The organism is Vibrio sp. LaRot3 (genome assembly GCF_027587025.1).
Taxonomy (GTDB): Bacteria; Pseudomonadota; Gammaproteobacteria; order Enterobacterales; family Vibrionaceae; genus Vibrio.
The window spans coordinates 119,873-136,877 of record NZ_JAPPTI010000002.1; the positions used below are offsets into that span (position 1 = coordinate 119,873).

A 17,005-nucleotide genomic window follows, 5' to 3' on the forward strand; every position below is an offset into this window, starting at 1 on the left:
TATTTTCTTTTGCATGCTCAAAATGGCCGTTTTGAGACAAAACTGACTCAAATTAATCGGTTGAGTGAGTCAAAAGTGGGTATTTTGTCATTCTCGAAGTTAGAGTTGCTGATAAAATTGCGATCAGTCATCTAAAGGATGCGTCAGGAGTGACTCAATTAGGGTACTCACTAAATTCTTGCTTTATAAAAGAGTTTTGAATTGGCGCACATTATCAAAGGTTTTTGTGAAGTGGAAAACAGGGTAGTTAAACAGTTAGCGAGTATGATGCTAGTGATAACCATGGCGCTTTTTCCTGCGCTTGTTCAAGCAAAAGACAATGAACTGGTTATATTAACAACATTTTCTCGTGAACCGCTGGGCGCATTAATTGAGGAGTTCGCTAAACAATACCCGCAAGTAGAAGTGCGGCTAATCCATCGTCGTACTCAATCTTCCATTCAATTGCTTAGCCGCAGCTATATTCAAGACATTGATTTAGTTCTGACTTCATCACCATTTCTGATGCAAGAATTGTCCGATCATGGTCGGCTGAATGTACTCAATGCTGCCACCCAAACGCCTGATTGGCTAAAACCTTTTGTATTACCACCAAATGACAAAGTTGCCGTGCTTGGGTATTCCGGAGCTGGCATTGTATGGAACCAAGATTATCTAAGCGCCAACAGTCTTCCTGCGCCAAAAACCTTTATTGAACTTACTGACCCAATATACTTCGGCCATATTACGATGAGTACCCCAAGCCGTTCAGGCACTACTCAGATGATGATAGAAAGTATGCTAACTCAGTATGGGTGGGAAAAGGGGTGGCAAATCATTCTTAATACTGGGGCAAACTTAGGGACGATTTCGGCCAGAAGTTTTGGTGTTAGTGATTATGTGGCGAAAGGTCAGTTTGGTCTCGGACCAACGATTGATAGTTATGCGCTATTGCTTAAACAAGGTTTTGACCATCTTAGCTTTACTTATGACCGAGATTTGACCCTGATGCCTACGTATATGGCCGAGATCCAAGGAAAACAGCCAGACCAGTATGCTCAGAAGTTCATCCAAATGTTGCAATCTGATGATGTTCAGTCGCGTTTAGTGACGAGCAGTATGGCGAAACATGCCATTGCTGACAGTCGCCTGTTATCAGAACAGAATCCAGCGCTAGATCTTAAACAAGTGATGATCCGAGAAAGTATTGTTAATCAAATTTTTGATATTGCCATCACGCAAAGACTCCCTGTCTTGAAAGATACATGGCTTTCATTACTGACTCTCGAGAAAAAGCTAAAAGACGCGAAAACGCAGAAACGCTTGAATGACTTGGAGTTGATACTGTTTAGCTTGCCGTTAAGTGAACATGACGTAGAGATGTTGGGTAAGAGTATTGCTGGGATTAAAAGTCAAGATGGTGAAGGAACTAATCAAACACAAGTATTGATGGCCGAGTTCAGCCATAAATTAAAAACTCAGTTAATGCAGACGCAAATTTTGATAGAAGAAGAAATAAGAAATATTAAAGCAGAGGCTCATCTATGAGGCTCAAGCAACGCCATACCATCGGTGCAAAGTTAATTGCCGCATTCGGTTGCAGCACCTTTATGCTAACCATAGTGTGTGTCGTCGCGGGGACCACGTGGAATCAACTCGATGGCCAAGTGAGTAACTTGCTTGAATCAAGTGTCCCCAAATATAACCTGAGTTACGTGCTTGAAAGCCGCAGCAGTGAGATACGTCGAAGAGTGGATTTGTTGGTGAGTTCGAATAACAAGGTTGAACTAGACCACCATCTGCAAGCTCTTAAGTCCGAGCTTGATAAGATAGACCAAACCTTATCGGAAAGTCGACGCTCTCATCATAACCCCGCTGACGAACTGCGAGTGTTAGAGCAGTTCTACAGTGATTTAAGACGCTCTTTAGATGTGATTGCGGCGCAAGTATCACAGCGAATCGATCAGCAGCGAACCATAGATCGCTACGAAGAACAACTGAGTTGGTTGCATCAAGATATTGATACTGAACTTAAGCCATTACGTCAGGAGTATCACTGGCAGATTGAACGTGGCGAAGAGAACGAAACCACCCATGAAATGCTCGCGATGCTGAATACGATTCAGCGAGTGCTGGATCTGGAAAGTAAAATTTATGACATGGTGGCGGAGATTATCCAGTCATCACAAAAGGAACTGGTCAATAATGGCTTAAAGGTTGTTGCCTATCGATTGGATGAACTTAATGGCTTAAGTAAACCAATTTACGATCACCCCGCGGCGATAGCGTATCAGCAGTTGGTGAGTGAGCTAAACACCTTGTTGGCATTGCAAGGGGACTTTCATAGGCAATTGCTTGAGAAGGTTAAGCTCAGTCAACAAATGCAGAACACCAATGATGATATTGATCGCCGCTTAGAGGCGGTGCATCAGCAAATCGCGCGTTTGATAGTTAATGCAGATAAGGCATTTAGGGATGTAAAGAGCGAAACTACGCAGATGGTTTCTTATGGCAATCATGTGCTTATTGTCTGTTTTAGCCTCTCTATCTTGACCAGCTTATTTTTGACCTACTACTTTATTAACCGTCGAATTGTGGCTCGTTTGACTAATTTGAGCGCCAGTATCGACGCGATCATTAATGATGACTTAAGCCACCCTATTAAAGCGGATGGTAAAGATGAAATCGGTCGATTAAGTGAAAAGCTCATTGAATATGGCGATAAAGTTCGTGAAATTCAGCGCACTAATGCGGTTAGCTTGATCAACAATACCACCGCGAGTTTGGTGACGTGTGACAGTCAAGGCCATATTGAATCGGCGAACCTAAATGCTCGCCAGTTATTAGGGTTAAAGACTTTATCTCAACAGCAAGCACTATGGGCGAGTTTTAAACCAGACAATCAAACAAAGCTCAAACATGTGTTTGCCAATCATGGTCGTCTAAACATACTTGATAAAGATGCTGTGACATTGGCGTTTGACTCTGAAACGGGGTCACGGTATCTGCACTTTGACTTTCGTTTGTTCAGCCATGCGAACTTGCAAAAAGTGATTGTGACGATAACAGATGTCACTCAGCAAACGCTAACCGCATTGGAGCTTGAGAAAATCGTTGCGGATAAAACACAAGATTTGTTGGAGAAAAATCATCAACTCACCAATGAAATCGCGGAGCGTGAGCGCGCTGAAGTGCATTTAAAAAACACCCAAAATGATTTAATTCAAGCCGCTAAGATGGCCGTCGTAGGGCAGACAATGACAAGTCTTGCTCATGAACTTAATCAACCGCTAAACGCAATGTCGACTTATGTATATAGCGCCAATATGTTTGCTGATAAAGGGGATTATGGTAACGCGAAGAGCTCAATCAACCATATTGATGGTTTAGTCGCGAGGATGAGCAAAATCATTAAGAATCTGCGTCATTTTGCACGTAAAAATGATGACCAACAGAGCCAACAAGCGCACTCATTGGCTGAAATCGTTGAGCAAGCGACGATTTTAGTCTCTACAAAATGTAAGCGGCAGCAAGTTCAAATAGAAAGCTCTATTCCTGACAGTGCGATGGTGGTGACTAACGATGTGAGCTTAGAGCAAGTGCTGATTAACTTGATGGTTAATGGTTGTGATGCGGTGGTTGAAAGTGGCAATGTTTCGAAAAATGTAGCGGTCATTTACCTTGGGGAAAATTCAGGCTTCCACAGGCTTGCAATTGAAGATACCGGTAATGGTTTTGACGCTTCGATCATTGACAAGTTGTTTTCCCCATTTACGACCACAAAAGAGGTTGGTTTGGGCTTGGGTTTGAATATATGCCACTCCTTAATTGAAGCAAATGGAGGACAAATTTATCTGGCCTCTAACTTAAATAAAGGCGCAATGGTTGTTATGGAGTTGCCTTGTGAATAAGACCAATTTTTCAGTACTCGTCATTGATGATGATAGAGACGTTTTAGATTCTTACGCCCATTTAATGTCGATATCAGGTTTGACGGCAAAATGCATCGATGATCCAACCGATGCGATGAAGTACATTGATGTGGATTGGGCTGGAGTTATTTTGCTGGATATGTATATGCCTCAAATGCACGGTATTGAGTTGCTAGAGCAAATAAAACGTTTTGACCCTCAAATTCCGGTTATCGTTATTACTGGTCACGGGGATATTCCAATGGCGGTGGACGCAGTGAAAATGGGGGCGTGTGAGTTTGTCGAAAAACCCATTAATCCAGCCGAGTTGCTTGAGTTGGTAAAACAGCATCTAGATCACCGCCAAGCTTACATTGAGCAGAAGCAGAATCTTCATCAAAAGATCGACAAGACGTTGGTAGGAAACTCTGCCCAAATAGAATTGATTCGACAGCATGTTGCTCAATTCGCATTGTTAGACTCACACGTTGTGGTTTATGGTGAGGTAGGGAGCGGTCGACACAGTATTGCGCAGTTGATTGTCGATATGAAAACACCAACACAATTATATGCTGAGTGCCGTTTTGAACTCGGTGACAATTTTGATGAATTCATTGAGCGGCTTGAAACGTCGTTCAGTGGCAGCGTCATTATCAGTGGTTTGGAGTGCTTAACCGATCAACAGCAGAGACAATTAGTACAACAACTACTCGTTGTAGAGCGGGCGAGTGAGCGACATATCTCGGTGATTTCGTTGTTTGACGGTGAACCTGAGGGCCTGGTTGCGCAGCAGCAACTGGTTCCGGAGCTATTTTACTTGATTAATCAGGGCTCAATTAAAGTCCCGCCATTAAGACAACGACCCGATGATATTGCCGCACTGTTTCATTATTTTCTGAAGCAGAGTTGCCGCAAGCTTGCGAAGCCTTTACCAAAGGTAGATGCACATTATCTCTCTATTCTGCGAGCCCATGATTGGCAAGGTAATATTCGCGAACTGCGAAATGTCGCAGAGCTGTATGCAATAGGTATTGTTAAACTGACGGGCAAAGAGCGTTTGTATACTCAAGAGTCAATGAATTCGCCATTGGATGAATTGGTTGAAGACTACGAACGACAGCTGATTGAAGATGCGTTGTATCTGCATTCGGGGAAAGTGTCTGAAGCTGCGAACTATTTGCAAATTCCAAGGAAGAAGCTGTACTTGAGAATGAAAAAGCACGCCATTGAGAAAGATGCGTACAAAGCAAAATGAAAAAGCCCCTACAGGGGCTTTTTGATAGCGTTATTGAAAGTGGACTCACCACTCGTCATCAGGGAATATCTTTCCCTCTGGCGCGTAAGGATCATCATCAAAAGGATGCTCTGCTTTAGTGCGCAGCATTTCTAACTGGTGCTCAAGCATGTTCACGGTGTCATAATCTCCTTCCGAGCAGGCGACATAGATCTGTTGCTCAAGCGCTTTCATTCTGTCATGACTATTCATACACACCTCCCTGCGAAGTTATTTGGGTATGCAGTTTTACCTATTCTCAAATCTATTGTAGTCGAGTAACCCAAATTCGATCGGCTGATTCTGCTCGTACCATGCATGTACTTTATCGCTGAATGCCCAAAAATCGGGATGGCTGCGTCGAATTGCAAATGTGTCCAATAACTTAACGTAATCTGCCTCGGTCTCCAATTGATTGAGCATTTTAACTAACTGCGGAATTTGATTTTCCTTGAGTGATAAATACGCAGCCGGATAGCTTCCGATCACTCCGCGAACGAGGGTCAGGTTATCGTGTTGATAGTCGCGGTTGCTCTCTTCATCAAATAGACTTGATATATTTGTATGAGCATTGTTGTGTAATAGGGTAAACAGCTCATCTTGGCCGCTCTCACTCTCAATCAGTAGCATTACTATTTGCGGCACGGTTTTCAAACCTTCACCCTGAATAAGGTCGATTTTTTGCAATCGCTGTTCATTGCTAGGCTTAAGGGAAGTGTTAGAAATTTGGTAGCGCTCATCTAATACTGGAGCCAATTTGGTTTGTAACCGTTCGAACAGTTCCGCTTTCGGATCATCTGTTAAGTAGGGTACCTGAGTCGGTTGGTCGAATGGCTTAACATTACGCTGTAAAAAGTCACTTAACTGAGTACTTTGATCTTGGTACCAGCTAGATTGTTCGACATGCCTGATATCGCGAGGAAGCAAGGCAACGAAGTTACTTTCGCCCTCAAGGCGCAGGAAATCCATGAACATACGTGTGATAAGCTGGTGGCCGAAGTTACCGTAGACATCGAACCCCGCCACAAGTAAGTAGTGAATACGTTCAAGTAGCGCGTAATCCATCACCCATGCAGTTTTTGGCGGTTGACCAACCAAGCCTTGTACCACAGAAGCACTATCAAAATGACGGAAAACGGTAAGTGCAGCATTTTCGTTTTGGCCGTTACCATCCCAAATAACATTGGTATCTAAGTGCTTCCCATCTTTAAACCAATGGTTAATAAATTCAGATTTCGCTTCTAAGTATTTTGCTTGCTGGCGCGAGTAGGTGACCCAGTTGGTGACAGGTAAAGTATTGCTCTCTAACTCGCCCGGTAGCTTTAGATTGTCTGCTTGTTGTCGATAGAACTCGTTGACTTCTGGTATGTCTGATTTGTCAGGATCAAGGAAGAAGACCCAAAAACGGTCATTGATAACGTTGAGCGCGAGCTGTCCACGGCAAACCGGCCCTTTTATAAACGCCATGATGCTGTTTTGAGAGTTTTCTAACATGAACTTGAAACGTGATTTTACTGGCAAATCAATAAACACTGTCATTGGATTGGCCGCGATTTCAGGTTCATAGCTGGGTAATTGCGTTACTTGGTATTCTTGATCAATGAACAGCTGCTGCCATTGATTTAGTCGCGCTTGATTAAGAGCAAAAGGCATGTGGGTTTTGTCCACAATAGTGCCTTGTTCTGGGATGATACGGTAATAGACGCGTTGCGTGTTCGGATCATCATAAGGGCGGCGTGTCGTTATACGCTTTACGGCTTCTCCAGGTGGGGTAGTAGAGCGTACTAAGGTGAAAAATCGTGGTTTACTCTGGTTAATGTCATCAAAATATAAGTGTGACAAAAATAGGTGTTCGTAGATGTAACGAGCAGAGAGTTGGTGCTTTAAGCTATCGCCGTTTAAGAAGGCTTCGAACTGGTTCACTTGAGCCTGCTGCTCAAGCGTCAGTGGAATCGGTGCATTCATCTGAGCTCCTGCCGTTAGCCAATCCATGAGTATGCTGTATTCATTATCACTTAAGTTGGGCATGCCATAAGGCATTCCCCATGTTGGATAGTCTGCTTGGTATTGGTCTAACTCTTCGATCGTTGGGCATACTTGCTCACGGTCCACTGAAAAATCGAACCCTTCGAGTTGGTCGACTTGCGGCAAGGGGTGCTGCTCTTTTTGCATCAGTAGTCGAGCAACTAGGCCTGCTTCGACGTTGGCAGTTGGGGTTTGGTTTCGTTCATTCAGTACCGGATGAAAACCAAAATTACGCCATTGCTCTGTGGTTTGGGCATCTTCAAAGAGTCTTGTTGGCGTTGCAGCTGTTAGGCGAGTACCTTGATAAACCAACTCTTTACTTGCGCCGCGATCAATGCCTTCAACGGAGCTCATTTTTAATTGACATGGTGCGTCGTAGCAGGCGTGACAAACGACACATCGGTTATCGATGATAGGCTTTACTTCCTCCAAAAACTTAATGCTTTCGGCGGAGTTAATTTCGGTTTTTCTGTGTTGTACCTCGGCTTGACCAAACATGCTGTCATAATTAAGTCCAGCGTAAGTTGCGCAGCCTGCAAAAATGACGACGCTGAGTAGTGCGATTAACTTAGATAATTTCATTACTATTTTTATTTTCCAATTGCTCAGTAGCAAGTATATCGTATCTCGGCCAACGAGCTGGAAAGATCTTTCACTTACCAGTAATTCAAATTTTCCCAAAGACCTATCTGGTCAGTATCAAAAGCTGATAAATAACATAATTGACTGTGCTTTGAGCAGAATGCTGTGTATTTATGGTTCTAAGTCCAAGTAATGTTACGCGTACGTTAAGGTCGTTATGGATAATTATGCGTGTTTATTTCTTGTACAGGTCGTTGGGTGAGTTTAATTGTGGTAAATGCTCATTTATTAAGCAGGATTAACTGCTTTACGATCTGCATCTCATTAAATTTGTCTGTGATCATTCGTTATATTTTTCTAAATAAAACCAAATATCGGCCTAAAAATGTGACGTGTCTCGCATTCGGTATCTTGTTTTTGATAAATATGGCGTTTTGTTTGTCTGGTATATAATTTTGCAAAAATGAATCTTTACAGAGTTTGGTGAATTAAATTGCAAATAAATAATCAGCATTAAGTAAAATGTGCTGCATTGATGATTTTTGTTAACATTTGGTAACAGCTGTAAAATTGCGCATTTAGGTGTTTTTTTCTTTTATTTTTTATCTATGTATTTGATTTATAAGGTTTAAGTTGATTTGTCATTAGCAAAACTAATGAAATTGACAAAAAAAATATAATTCTGCAATCTACGCCACGAAATAAGTTTTTGTATCGATAAGTATATCAAAAACAAGGAAATTTCTATTTAAGTGGATTAGGGGACCATTGACGGACCCCGTTTATACAAGGTTGTAGATAATTATGAAAAAAACATTATTAGCTTTGACTGTTGCTACCGTTGCAACATCGGCACAAGCAAAGTTTGACTTATACAAGGATGATGTAAAGTCAGTTAATCTAAAAGGTGAAATCGACGTAAACTTGTATCTAGTCGATGAAAAAACAAAAGATAACATCGTCACAAAAGATGAAGACGTTTATGTTGATACGTGGGCTTATTTTGAATTTGGAATTGAACATAAGTTCTCTGATACGGTTACCGGTTTTGCGAGTTTTGAAGTAGAAACTTCAAAGAGTGATGCGGTGTTTGACGACGTTTACGCAGGTATCACAGGTGATTTCGGTACAATTAAAGGTGGTGAAACCGCTGACTCTTTAAGTGTTGTTGGATACATGACTGATATATCAAACAACGGTGCTTGGGCTTATGATTCAAATATTGAATCGAAAGGGCGTGGCCTTCGTTATGAAAAATCAGTAGGAGATTTTTACTTTTCTACAGATTTGCAAACGACGAAAGACGCAGATGACGAAATCAACGTAGGTGTTTCTTATAGTTTTGAAAAAGTGACACTTGCTGCTGCTTTCTCTGAAGGCGGTGATAATGTCGGTTCAGCAGCAATTGGCGCATCATACGAAAACGGAGGTTTCTACTTGGCCGCACTTTACGGTGCGTTTGAAGGTGGTTACCAAAAAGTTGGCGCTCTTTTTGAAGGGGCTGATTACGAAAAGGGTGATTTTTACGGTTTAGCTGCATCATATTCAGTTCATGACTTTCGTGTATACACGACATTCGCTGGCGCGTCTGATGACAACAGTGCGAATGATGCATTTGCTTCAAGTGTAGGTATTGACTATACAGTTCTAGGTGACGTTACAGTTTATGCTGAGTATACGGGCTTTACCGATGATGCTGAAGAGCAAACAGGTGATATCGCAGTTGTTGGCGTCTTTTACGCATTCTAATTTACGTATCTGAATAACATATTTAAGCCAGCTTTGTGCTGGCTTTTTATCTGGAAGTTTCTATGAGTAAAATGATCATTGTTGTGCTTTCTTTCTTTTCTTTTGGAGCCTTTGCTACGGATTTGTTGCTTGATAAAGGAGTTACTCTATTGGCAGTGAATGGGGAGGGGGTTGTTTTCGAGTCGAAAGTTGATCTGGTTAATGGTGACAACCAACTAGTTCTCCAATTAGATCGTGGGCTTCGCAGTGGTGGAATTAAAGAGCAGGTAACTTCTCCACCTTACATAGTGGTGATTTCTGCTAGTAAAACGCCACAGAATTTAGAGATCGTGTTGCGCTCGACACAGCTCAACAAGGTAAATGAATGGGTAAAAAACGGTGAACCAATATTTAATATTAAGGTAGACGGTTTAGCTCTTGAATATGAGTCCGTAGTACTACCACCAGCTAGTGGGTATTTTCCTTATTCAGATATAGTGTCTCTTGTTAAACAATATAATACAGAACATGGTGTGTTCTATGATACTGGTAAAATTAGAAACTTGAAGCAAGAACTTTCCTCTGTTCAATCTTTGGAAAAACCGATGAATGAAATGTTATCAGATCAAGAATCCGAAGCTTCTCTTCAACTTAAAATTTGGTTCAATCGTGCAAACATTAATGAGCGTGAAGCGCATTTGGAATGGGTAAAACAGCAACTTGTTGATTTGTAGAATAATTATGAAATCATATTTGACACGTCAGAGTTGCATTTAAATCACTCGCTAGAAAGAGTTATCGCGTTTTTGTTACTGTTAGACCTACGTTTATATAATTCAAATACATTTTAGGTAATCCAGTTTCTTCGTTCATTTTATCGCATCGCAGTATCAAATAACAGATATGAGTAATAAGCGTTTAATCAAGTTATTCTAGATTAGATGTAAGTCAAATTGGTAAACGTGATTTTCGTTTATTCATGAATGGTATCTTATTTTTATTGTGAGGCATTATATCGATACTGCCTGATGAATATGGTCAATGCGATTAGAGCGTAGGTGATCGCTGCTAGGCTTAAAAGTAGCGTCGAGCGATAACCGAGATACTGAGAAATAACCCCCATTGTACTTGTGCCTATCATCGTGCCGACTAGCATGGCATTGGTATAGATAGCTGACGCTTTACCGATATGATTTGGCGCGTAATCCTGCATGATGGTGACGCCAAGCCCAACAAAAATACCAAAGTAAATACCATTAAATAGCTGTAGGAGCAAGAAAACAGGCATGCTATTACAGTTATACATTGCAAGGTAAAAAACGGCCGCAGACGCGAAGCCGAATTTAAGTACGGGTTCTTTTCCCCAACGCCTCGCCCAATTGACCGAAAGTAGCATAATTGGGATTTCTACTGCGGCGGTTAAACCGAGTAAATAACCTGGGTATGACGTTGGCATACCGAGCTCTTGAGTGATCAGCAAAGGCATTGCGTTGATGTAAGTGCTATTCCCGATATTAGCCAGTAGTACGATTCCTGCCAGCAACCAGATTTTTGTGGGCAGAGCGCAATCGGTATTGTCTTGTTTAAGTTTTGCTATGGGCTGAGGCGCTTTAAATAGGAGCCCGACGAAGCAAAATACCAACAACGCTAAAATGGCAGCTAAATAATAGTTGGTAGTAAATCCTAAGTGTTCTACAGACAAAAACGCAAGAGGTGGCCCAACGATCCAAAGAAGTGATACTGAAGAGCGCATTTGAGAATTGAGCTTGGTACTGTCTTGACCACTGCTATCAGCGTAGTTTCGAATAATGGTAAGAATTAAAGGAATCGATGAAGAGGCAAATGGCATAACCACACAAGCAATCAGGATTGCATGCCAGAATTGAGTCGCTAGTGAAAAACAAATTGCCGCGATAGCAATGGCGAATAGAGAAAGCATGAACAATTTCTTGCTAGAGACACCGCGATCAACAAGCCCTGTCAATTTTTGGCTGACGATAATGGTCATCAGTGAACTAACCGTGGTGTAGATGCCTAAATAGGCTGGTTCTGCATTTAGTCTAACGACTAAGAAAAGGCTCATTACAGGCAATACAAATGCAAAAGCGAGGGCTGTAATGCTGTTTGTGGCAAAGAGAACCCCGTTTTGAATACGAGTAGAGGTTAAATCGAGCAAGCTAAATTACCGGAATAGTGAGGTTTAGATAACTGATTAGATATGATTTTGATTTAAGATGAAATGTTAGCAGTAGATGATTGATTGATAAGTCGGTCGCACATTTTGGTAAGAAAGCCGCAATGTGATTCACTGCGGCTTTAAAGTGCTATTTCAGAGCCGATTTCATATCTTCGATCATGATCTGAGTGGCAGTAATACCACTGGCAGAGATATACCAAGCTTGTGGATTTAGGTGAACGATTCGATTGTTCTTCGCTGCGTTGGTTTGTTTAATTAGGGCGTTATAGAACGTTTTGCTCGCTTCACCTGATTCTCTACCGATGGCTTTATCGCGATCCATCACCAATAAGTAATCAGGGTTGGCTTGAGCAATGTATTCAAAGCTAACTAGATCACCATGGCTAAGGTTTTTATCGTTAGCGACTGACTCTTTAAAACCGAAGATATCAAAGATAGCGCTATAACGAGAACCTGCGCCAAATGTGGCGACATTACCCCCGTTGGTCATGACCATCAGTGCATGCGCATCTCGGCTTTTGGCTCTTGCATTGACGAGTTCAATATCGGCTTGGGTTTGGCTGATGATCTTCTCTATATCCGCTTCACGTTCAAAGATTTTGCCAATCATTCTCCATGCCGCTTGAGTTGATGGCCAGTAGTCTTTGGCATCTGCCATAAACACAACGGTCGGAGCAATTTTACTCAGTTCGTCAAGTGACTCTGAACTGCGATTGCTCGCGATAATCAAATCAGGTTTTAATGTAAAAATTGCTTCAAAGTTTGGCTCATGGAGTGAGCCTACCGCTGCGTAAGTCTCCGCTTGGTATTTATTTAAATAGTCAGGCATAGGCGCTTTGACCACGCCAACCGGTTCGATATCCAGTTTGTTGAGGACGTCTAGCGTATCCATACCAAGTACAATAACGCGCTGTGGTTTGGTGTCTAACTGAGTTTTGCCAAGAGGGTGCTCCACTGTGATTTGCTTTGCAGTCAACGTCGCAGAGAATCCAACTAAAGCGGCAATAAAAATCCCTTTTATTGTTTTCATCGTAATACCTTTTAAAACGCGTAGCTAATATTGAACCTGAAATCACGGCCTGCAGCTGCATAGCCTTGCGCAACAGGGCTTCCCACGTACTCAATGTAGGTACCGTGGTCAAAGTAGTATTTGTCGAACAGGTTTTTAACCGAGAGGGTTAACAAGAGTTCTTCATTAGGCATAGGTTGCCATTGTGCGTATATGTCATGCACACCGTAGCCCGGCTTTTCGGGGTATTGAGTAACGTCATAGACATCTTCAAGACGTTCAACAAATGTACCTGTCCAACCGAACTCCAATCCTTGCATCGCGCTGTAGTTAAGATCTAAAACCCAAGTGTCACCGATTGAGGTACCTAAGTTCATATGCCCATCAGTCAATGGTTCACCGTTTAGCTCAGGGCGAGATTGGTTGTAGCTTAATTGACCAGATAGGTCGCCGTAATATGCGCCAATGAATGCGGTAATCCCTTTGCTCTCGAACGTCCCTATATTTTTGAAAGTGCCATCTTTGCCAACCACATCTTCAATTTCACTATCAAAAAATGTGACACCTGCATAAACATTATCACCTTGGAACTTAGCGCCTATTTCTGCATTTTTCGCCGTTTCTGGCTTTAGATCTGGATCGTTTTTCGCGTAATCAATGAGGAATAATTCCTTGGCTGTTTGTCCACGGAATGCTTCTGCGTAAGAGGCAAATAGGGATAAGCCATTTTGGAACTGATAATCAATACCTACGTTAGGGCTAAAGCCAGATGAATCGAAGTTTTGATTGATGTTGTCAGTCAGTTCGTAAGAGTCGTAACGCGCACCGGCAGTGATCATCAATGCTTGATTAACTTGCCAGTCGTTTTGTATGAACAAACCATAGATTTTGCCTTTTTCGTAGTCGGTTTTATCTCCGTCCCATTGCGTCGAAAACTCAGATTGATCATCAATATAATCTACACCAACGACTAATGTATGCTGCCCAATTTGCGCGGTATTAAATAGCTTAGCACCCAAGGTTTCGATGTTACCATCACTGGTACCAAAGCGTGGGTTATTGAGGTGAGCGATACGATTTTTGGTGTTGTAAAGCGTAGCGTCAATTTTTACGTAATCACTATGACTAAACACGTAGTTTGCTGTAAGTGTTTCTCTGTCAGCTTCTTGCTCAAGAGGTGCGTTTTTAAAGCTAGGAATAAAGTGGGGTTTGTTTAGACGTGTACCGTTATCGATGCGAAAGTCATACCCGAGAGAAATGTAGTGCTTGTCGTTAATGTCGCCAGATAATTTGATTAGGCCAACTTGCTGCTCTGCCGCTGTGTAGGGTTGCTCCTGGCCTCGGCCATCTTCCAAGTTTTCTTGGTCAACGTAAGTGTATGTAGCCAGAAGGCCTAAACCGTCAGACACTTCACCAAATAGACTAACAGAACCTTTATAGCCGCTAGTATTTGAGTAGTAGCCAGCTTTTACCTTAGCGCCAAACTGATTACCGCTATGCAGAAGATCATGAGCATCTTTGGTTTCGAATTGAATAGCACCACCTAAAGCTCCGGGGCCATTGGTCGCTCTTCCAGCACCTGCCGCTACATTAACCTGTTTGATGAGCTCAGGTTCGATAGATATACGGCCTTGGTGATGGAATAAGCTACTTGTTTGCTGCGCGCCGTCGATAGTGACATTGAGCATGGTGTCTTCAAGGCCGCGAACGTAGAGTTTTTGTGTGATGCCAGCAGAGCCACCAACGGTCACTTCTGGCGTTTTACGAAATACATCTTGTAGATCGTTTGCTTGGTGCTTGTCTAAATCGTCTGCGCTAATGACAGCATCGATACCTGCCATTTTTTGACCAACGATCTCGACAACTTCGGGTTGTTGTTCTGCAAGTGTTGGTGTTGAAATAGCACATACCGCTAGTGCTAGTGGGCTAAGTTTAAATACGGCGTCCATTTTACCGTAACCTCCGATTGAAGATTAATGAGAATGATTATCAAGCGGATTTTGTCGGTTTGGGTGCGTTGAGTAAACGATCTTTACAACTGTTACATATTACAGGCAAAGGCATTGATTTAATTAGGGTTTAATGGGTTGTTAAGCCGTTGTCAGTCAATTGAATTTGTATAAGGCCGGCAGAACGATTGTCTCGAATATCGTGGCTACCGGCGCTGATCGAGCAGTGGTTTGCGCTTTAGTGTGAGCAAGTATTATGTTGGCAAGGTGACAATCATATCTAAGCCATGATCAGAACGATTTTTGGCTAAAACTGTTCCGTTGACTGCTTCTATATGGCGTTTGGCGAGCGCTAATCCCACCCCAAATCCTTTGCGAGAACCTTTTTGTTTACCGGTTTTAAAGAACGGCTTGAAAATAGTGGTGGTTAATTGCGGGTCGATACCGGGGCCGGTATCAGAAATGGTCACCTCAATTGAACTTTGTGATTCCAATACTTGGATAAGCAGAATGTCGCCAGCAGGCGTATACCTTAAGCCGTTGCGAATAATGTTTTCTAACGCTTGTGCCAACGCTCTTTGATTAGAGTGTTGTAAAGGCAAGGTCGATGGTAAGTGATAAGATATGGCGCGATCTGGGTATTCAAAACGGGCGTCTTCGATAATGCTTTCTAGCAGTTCGGTAAGATCGAATGCTTCTTGGCATAAATTGGGGCGCTCATTTTCAAGCCACGCAAGTGTTAATGTATCTTCCGCCATTTGTCTCATAGTGGTGACTTCATTGCGGATTCGTCCAAGCATAGTCTCGGAGTCGATATGTTTCTCGACGCAGTCTGCTGCCATTTCTATTCTTGCCAGTGGGGTACGGATTTCGTGTGACATTTCGGCAATCAAGTTTCGATTGTGATCGATGACGTTAGACGTTCTCTCTGCCATAGAGTCAAAAGTTCGAGCGACTTGGCTCAGTTCATCTTCGCCTAATCGAATATGATGACCAACACGGGCTTGATAGTTGCCTTGGCTAAACTCTTTGGTGGAACGGTGTAGGTATTTTATTGGTCGCATGACATGACGGTAGATATAAATGGTCAGTGCCAATAGGGCAATAAACGGGATGACGAATCTAAATAACCAAAATGCATGAGACATATAAGTGCCGGGCCTCATTCGCTGTGGAAGAATGATTAAGAAGTGATGGTTAGGTTGGGTAAATGCCACTTCCATGATTGGGTTTTCTGGAAAGTAGAGATGGATTTTCCATTCGACACTTCTTCCTAAGCCATATCCCGCCCAAAAGCGTTCATTTAAACTATCGCCAGCTATGACATTGACTTGAGTTTTAACCACTGTCGCCCATGTGCTTTCTTGTTCCGATAGATTTTTAAGCCATGCATCAAGAGCTTGTTGATCGCCTTGATTAAAAAGTGTTTGAGCCTGTGCGCCCCAATCTAGGATTTCTTGTTGATGCTCCTCGGCGATAAAACTCATTTTTTCATTAGAGAGAATGGCCGCGCTGTGCAGTAAAGAGAAAAAGCCTACACCACCCAAAGAAAGGACGACAAACAGTCGCCAAAACAGACGCTTTTTCATTTTACTAGGTATCCCTTACCATGCACGGTTTTGATTCTGTCTTGGCTCATTCCCAAACTGGTGAGCGTTTTGCGTATTCGGCTAAGGTGCATATCTAATGCGCGATCGTATGGGCTAAAGTCTCGTTCCAACACTGCTTGATAGAGATAAGGCTTGCTCTGAACTTGACCTGAGTTTTGTACTAAGGTCCATAGCAATTTAAATTGGATCGGTGTTAGCACCACATCTTGTGAGCTTTCTTCGTTATTCACGGTGACAGTGTGTTGATGCCTGTCTAAGGTGAGTTCTTGATGAGATAAGTAACGAGAGGAGGGCGTTACATTACTTGCTTGCTGAGTACGACGTAGCACGGCTTCTATTCTCAAACTGACTTCTTCAAAGTTACAAGGTTTACTGATGTAGTCGTCTGCGCCATAACGCAAACCTTTAATACGATGTTCTTCTGCGCCATAGGCTGTCAACATGACGACTGGCGTTTTTGTTCGGCCACGTATTACGTTGAGAATCTCAAATCCATCGACTTTCGGTAGGTTGATATCTAAAAGCACCAAATCAAAATGATGGTCGCTTAAAACATTCAGTGCTTTCTCGCCACAATCTAAACTGGTGACTTGATAATGCTGACTGCATAGCAAAGAAGAAAGTTGGTGATTCAATGCTGGATCATCTTCGACAAGAAGAATTGAGGTAGATGTTTGTGAACGCTGAGGATCAATAAACACGTTGACGCCGTTTTTTCCATGGCTTTGTGTATCAAACATAA

12 protein-coding genes are annotated in these 17,005 nt (G+C 42.4%); 5 read left to right on the forward strand and 7 right to left on the reverse strand.

All coding sequences use genetic code 11. The features are described 5' to 3' along the window. Positions 1–267 precede the first annotated feature (267 nt). Genes OH461_RS07285 through OH461_RS07295 form a run of 3 tightly spaced genes read left to right on the forward strand, consistent with a single transcriptional unit; the run spans position 268 to position 5,145 of the window. Positions 268–1,527 carry an ABC transporter substrate-binding protein gene (locus OH461_RS07285; protein WP_443088448.1) on the forward strand — a complete coding sequence of 420 codons (1,260 nt, stop codon included), beginning with the start codon at positions 268–270 and terminating at the stop codon, positions 1,525–1,527. Beyond that, positions 1,524–3,890, forward strand: a complete 2,367-nt coding sequence (locus OH461_RS07290; protein ID WP_270019973.1) for an ATP-binding protein — start codon at positions 1,524–1,526, stop codon at positions 3,888–3,890. The genes OH461_RS07285 and OH461_RS07290 overlap by 4 nt, the downstream gene beginning before the upstream one ends. Further along, positions 3,883–5,145: a sigma-54-dependent transcriptional regulator gene (locus tag OH461_RS07295; protein ID WP_270019974.1), complete on the forward strand. Its 1,263-nt coding sequence runs from the start codon at positions 3,883–3,885 to the stop codon at positions 5,143–5,145. The genes OH461_RS07290 and OH461_RS07295 overlap by 8 nt, the downstream gene beginning before the upstream one ends. A 45-nt stretch (positions 5,146–5,190) precedes the next feature. Here the strand turns inward: OH461_RS07295 and OH461_RS07300 are convergent, their stop codons facing one another. Next, positions 5,191–5,376 carry a hypothetical protein gene (locus tag OH461_RS07300; protein WP_270019975.1) on the reverse strand — a complete coding sequence of 62 codons (186 nt, stop codon included), beginning with the start codon at positions 5,374–5,376 and terminating at the stop codon, positions 5,191–5,193. A gap of 36 nt (positions 5,377–5,412) precedes the next feature. Then, on the reverse strand, positions 5,413–7,770 hold the full coding sequence (locus tag OH461_RS07305; protein WP_270019976.1) for a fatty acid cis/trans isomerase: 2,358 nt from the start codon (positions 7,768–7,770) through the stop codon (positions 5,413–5,415). Positions 7,771–8,574: 804 nt separating this feature from the next. Here OH461_RS07305 and OH461_RS07310 point away from each other — a divergent pair. Then, positions 8,575–9,519 (forward strand): porin, encoded by a 945-nt coding sequence (locus OH461_RS07310; RefSeq protein ID WP_270019977.1) that lies wholly within the window; start codon positions 8,575–8,577, stop codon positions 9,517–9,519. Positions 9,520–9,581: 62 nt separating this feature from the next. Then, positions 9,582–10,232 carry a DUF2057 family protein gene (locus OH461_RS07315; RefSeq protein ID WP_270019978.1) on the forward strand — a complete coding sequence of 217 codons (651 nt, stop codon included), beginning with the start codon at positions 9,582–9,584 and terminating at the stop codon, positions 10,230–10,232. Positions 10,233–10,495: 263 nt separating this feature from the next. Here the strand turns inward: OH461_RS07315 and OH461_RS07320 are convergent, their stop codons facing one another. The 5 genes from OH461_RS07320 to OH461_RS07340 form a co-directional block, all read right to left on the reverse strand. After that, positions 10,496–11,674, reverse strand: a complete 1,179-nt coding sequence (locus OH461_RS07320) for a sugar efflux transporter (RefSeq protein ID WP_270019979.1) — start codon at positions 11,672–11,674, stop codon at positions 10,496–10,498. 148 nt (positions 11,675–11,822) lie between these two features. Beyond that, a complete protein-coding gene (locus tag OH461_RS07325; RefSeq protein ID WP_270019980.1) occupies positions 11,823–12,725 on the reverse strand; it encodes a siderophore ABC transporter substrate-binding protein in 903 nt (300 codons plus the stop codon). 11 nt (positions 12,726–12,736) lie between these two features. After that, on the reverse strand, positions 12,737–14,653 hold the full coding sequence (locus OH461_RS07330; RefSeq protein ID WP_270019981.1) for a TonB-dependent receptor domain-containing protein: 1,917 nt from the start codon (positions 14,651–14,653) through the stop codon (positions 12,737–12,739). A 254-nt stretch (positions 14,654–14,907) separates the two neighbouring features. Then, on the reverse strand, positions 14,908–16,242 hold the full coding sequence (locus tag OH461_RS07335; RefSeq protein ID WP_270019982.1) for a sensor histidine kinase: 1,335 nt from the start codon (positions 16,240–16,242) through the stop codon (positions 14,908–14,910). Next, positions 16,239–17,003: a response regulator transcription factor gene (locus tag OH461_RS07340; protein ID WP_270019983.1), complete on the reverse strand. Its 765-nt coding sequence runs from the start codon at positions 17,001–17,003 to the stop codon at positions 16,239–16,241. The genes OH461_RS07335 and OH461_RS07340 overlap by 4 nt, the downstream gene beginning before the upstream one ends. Positions 17,004–17,005 lie beyond the last annotated feature (2 nt).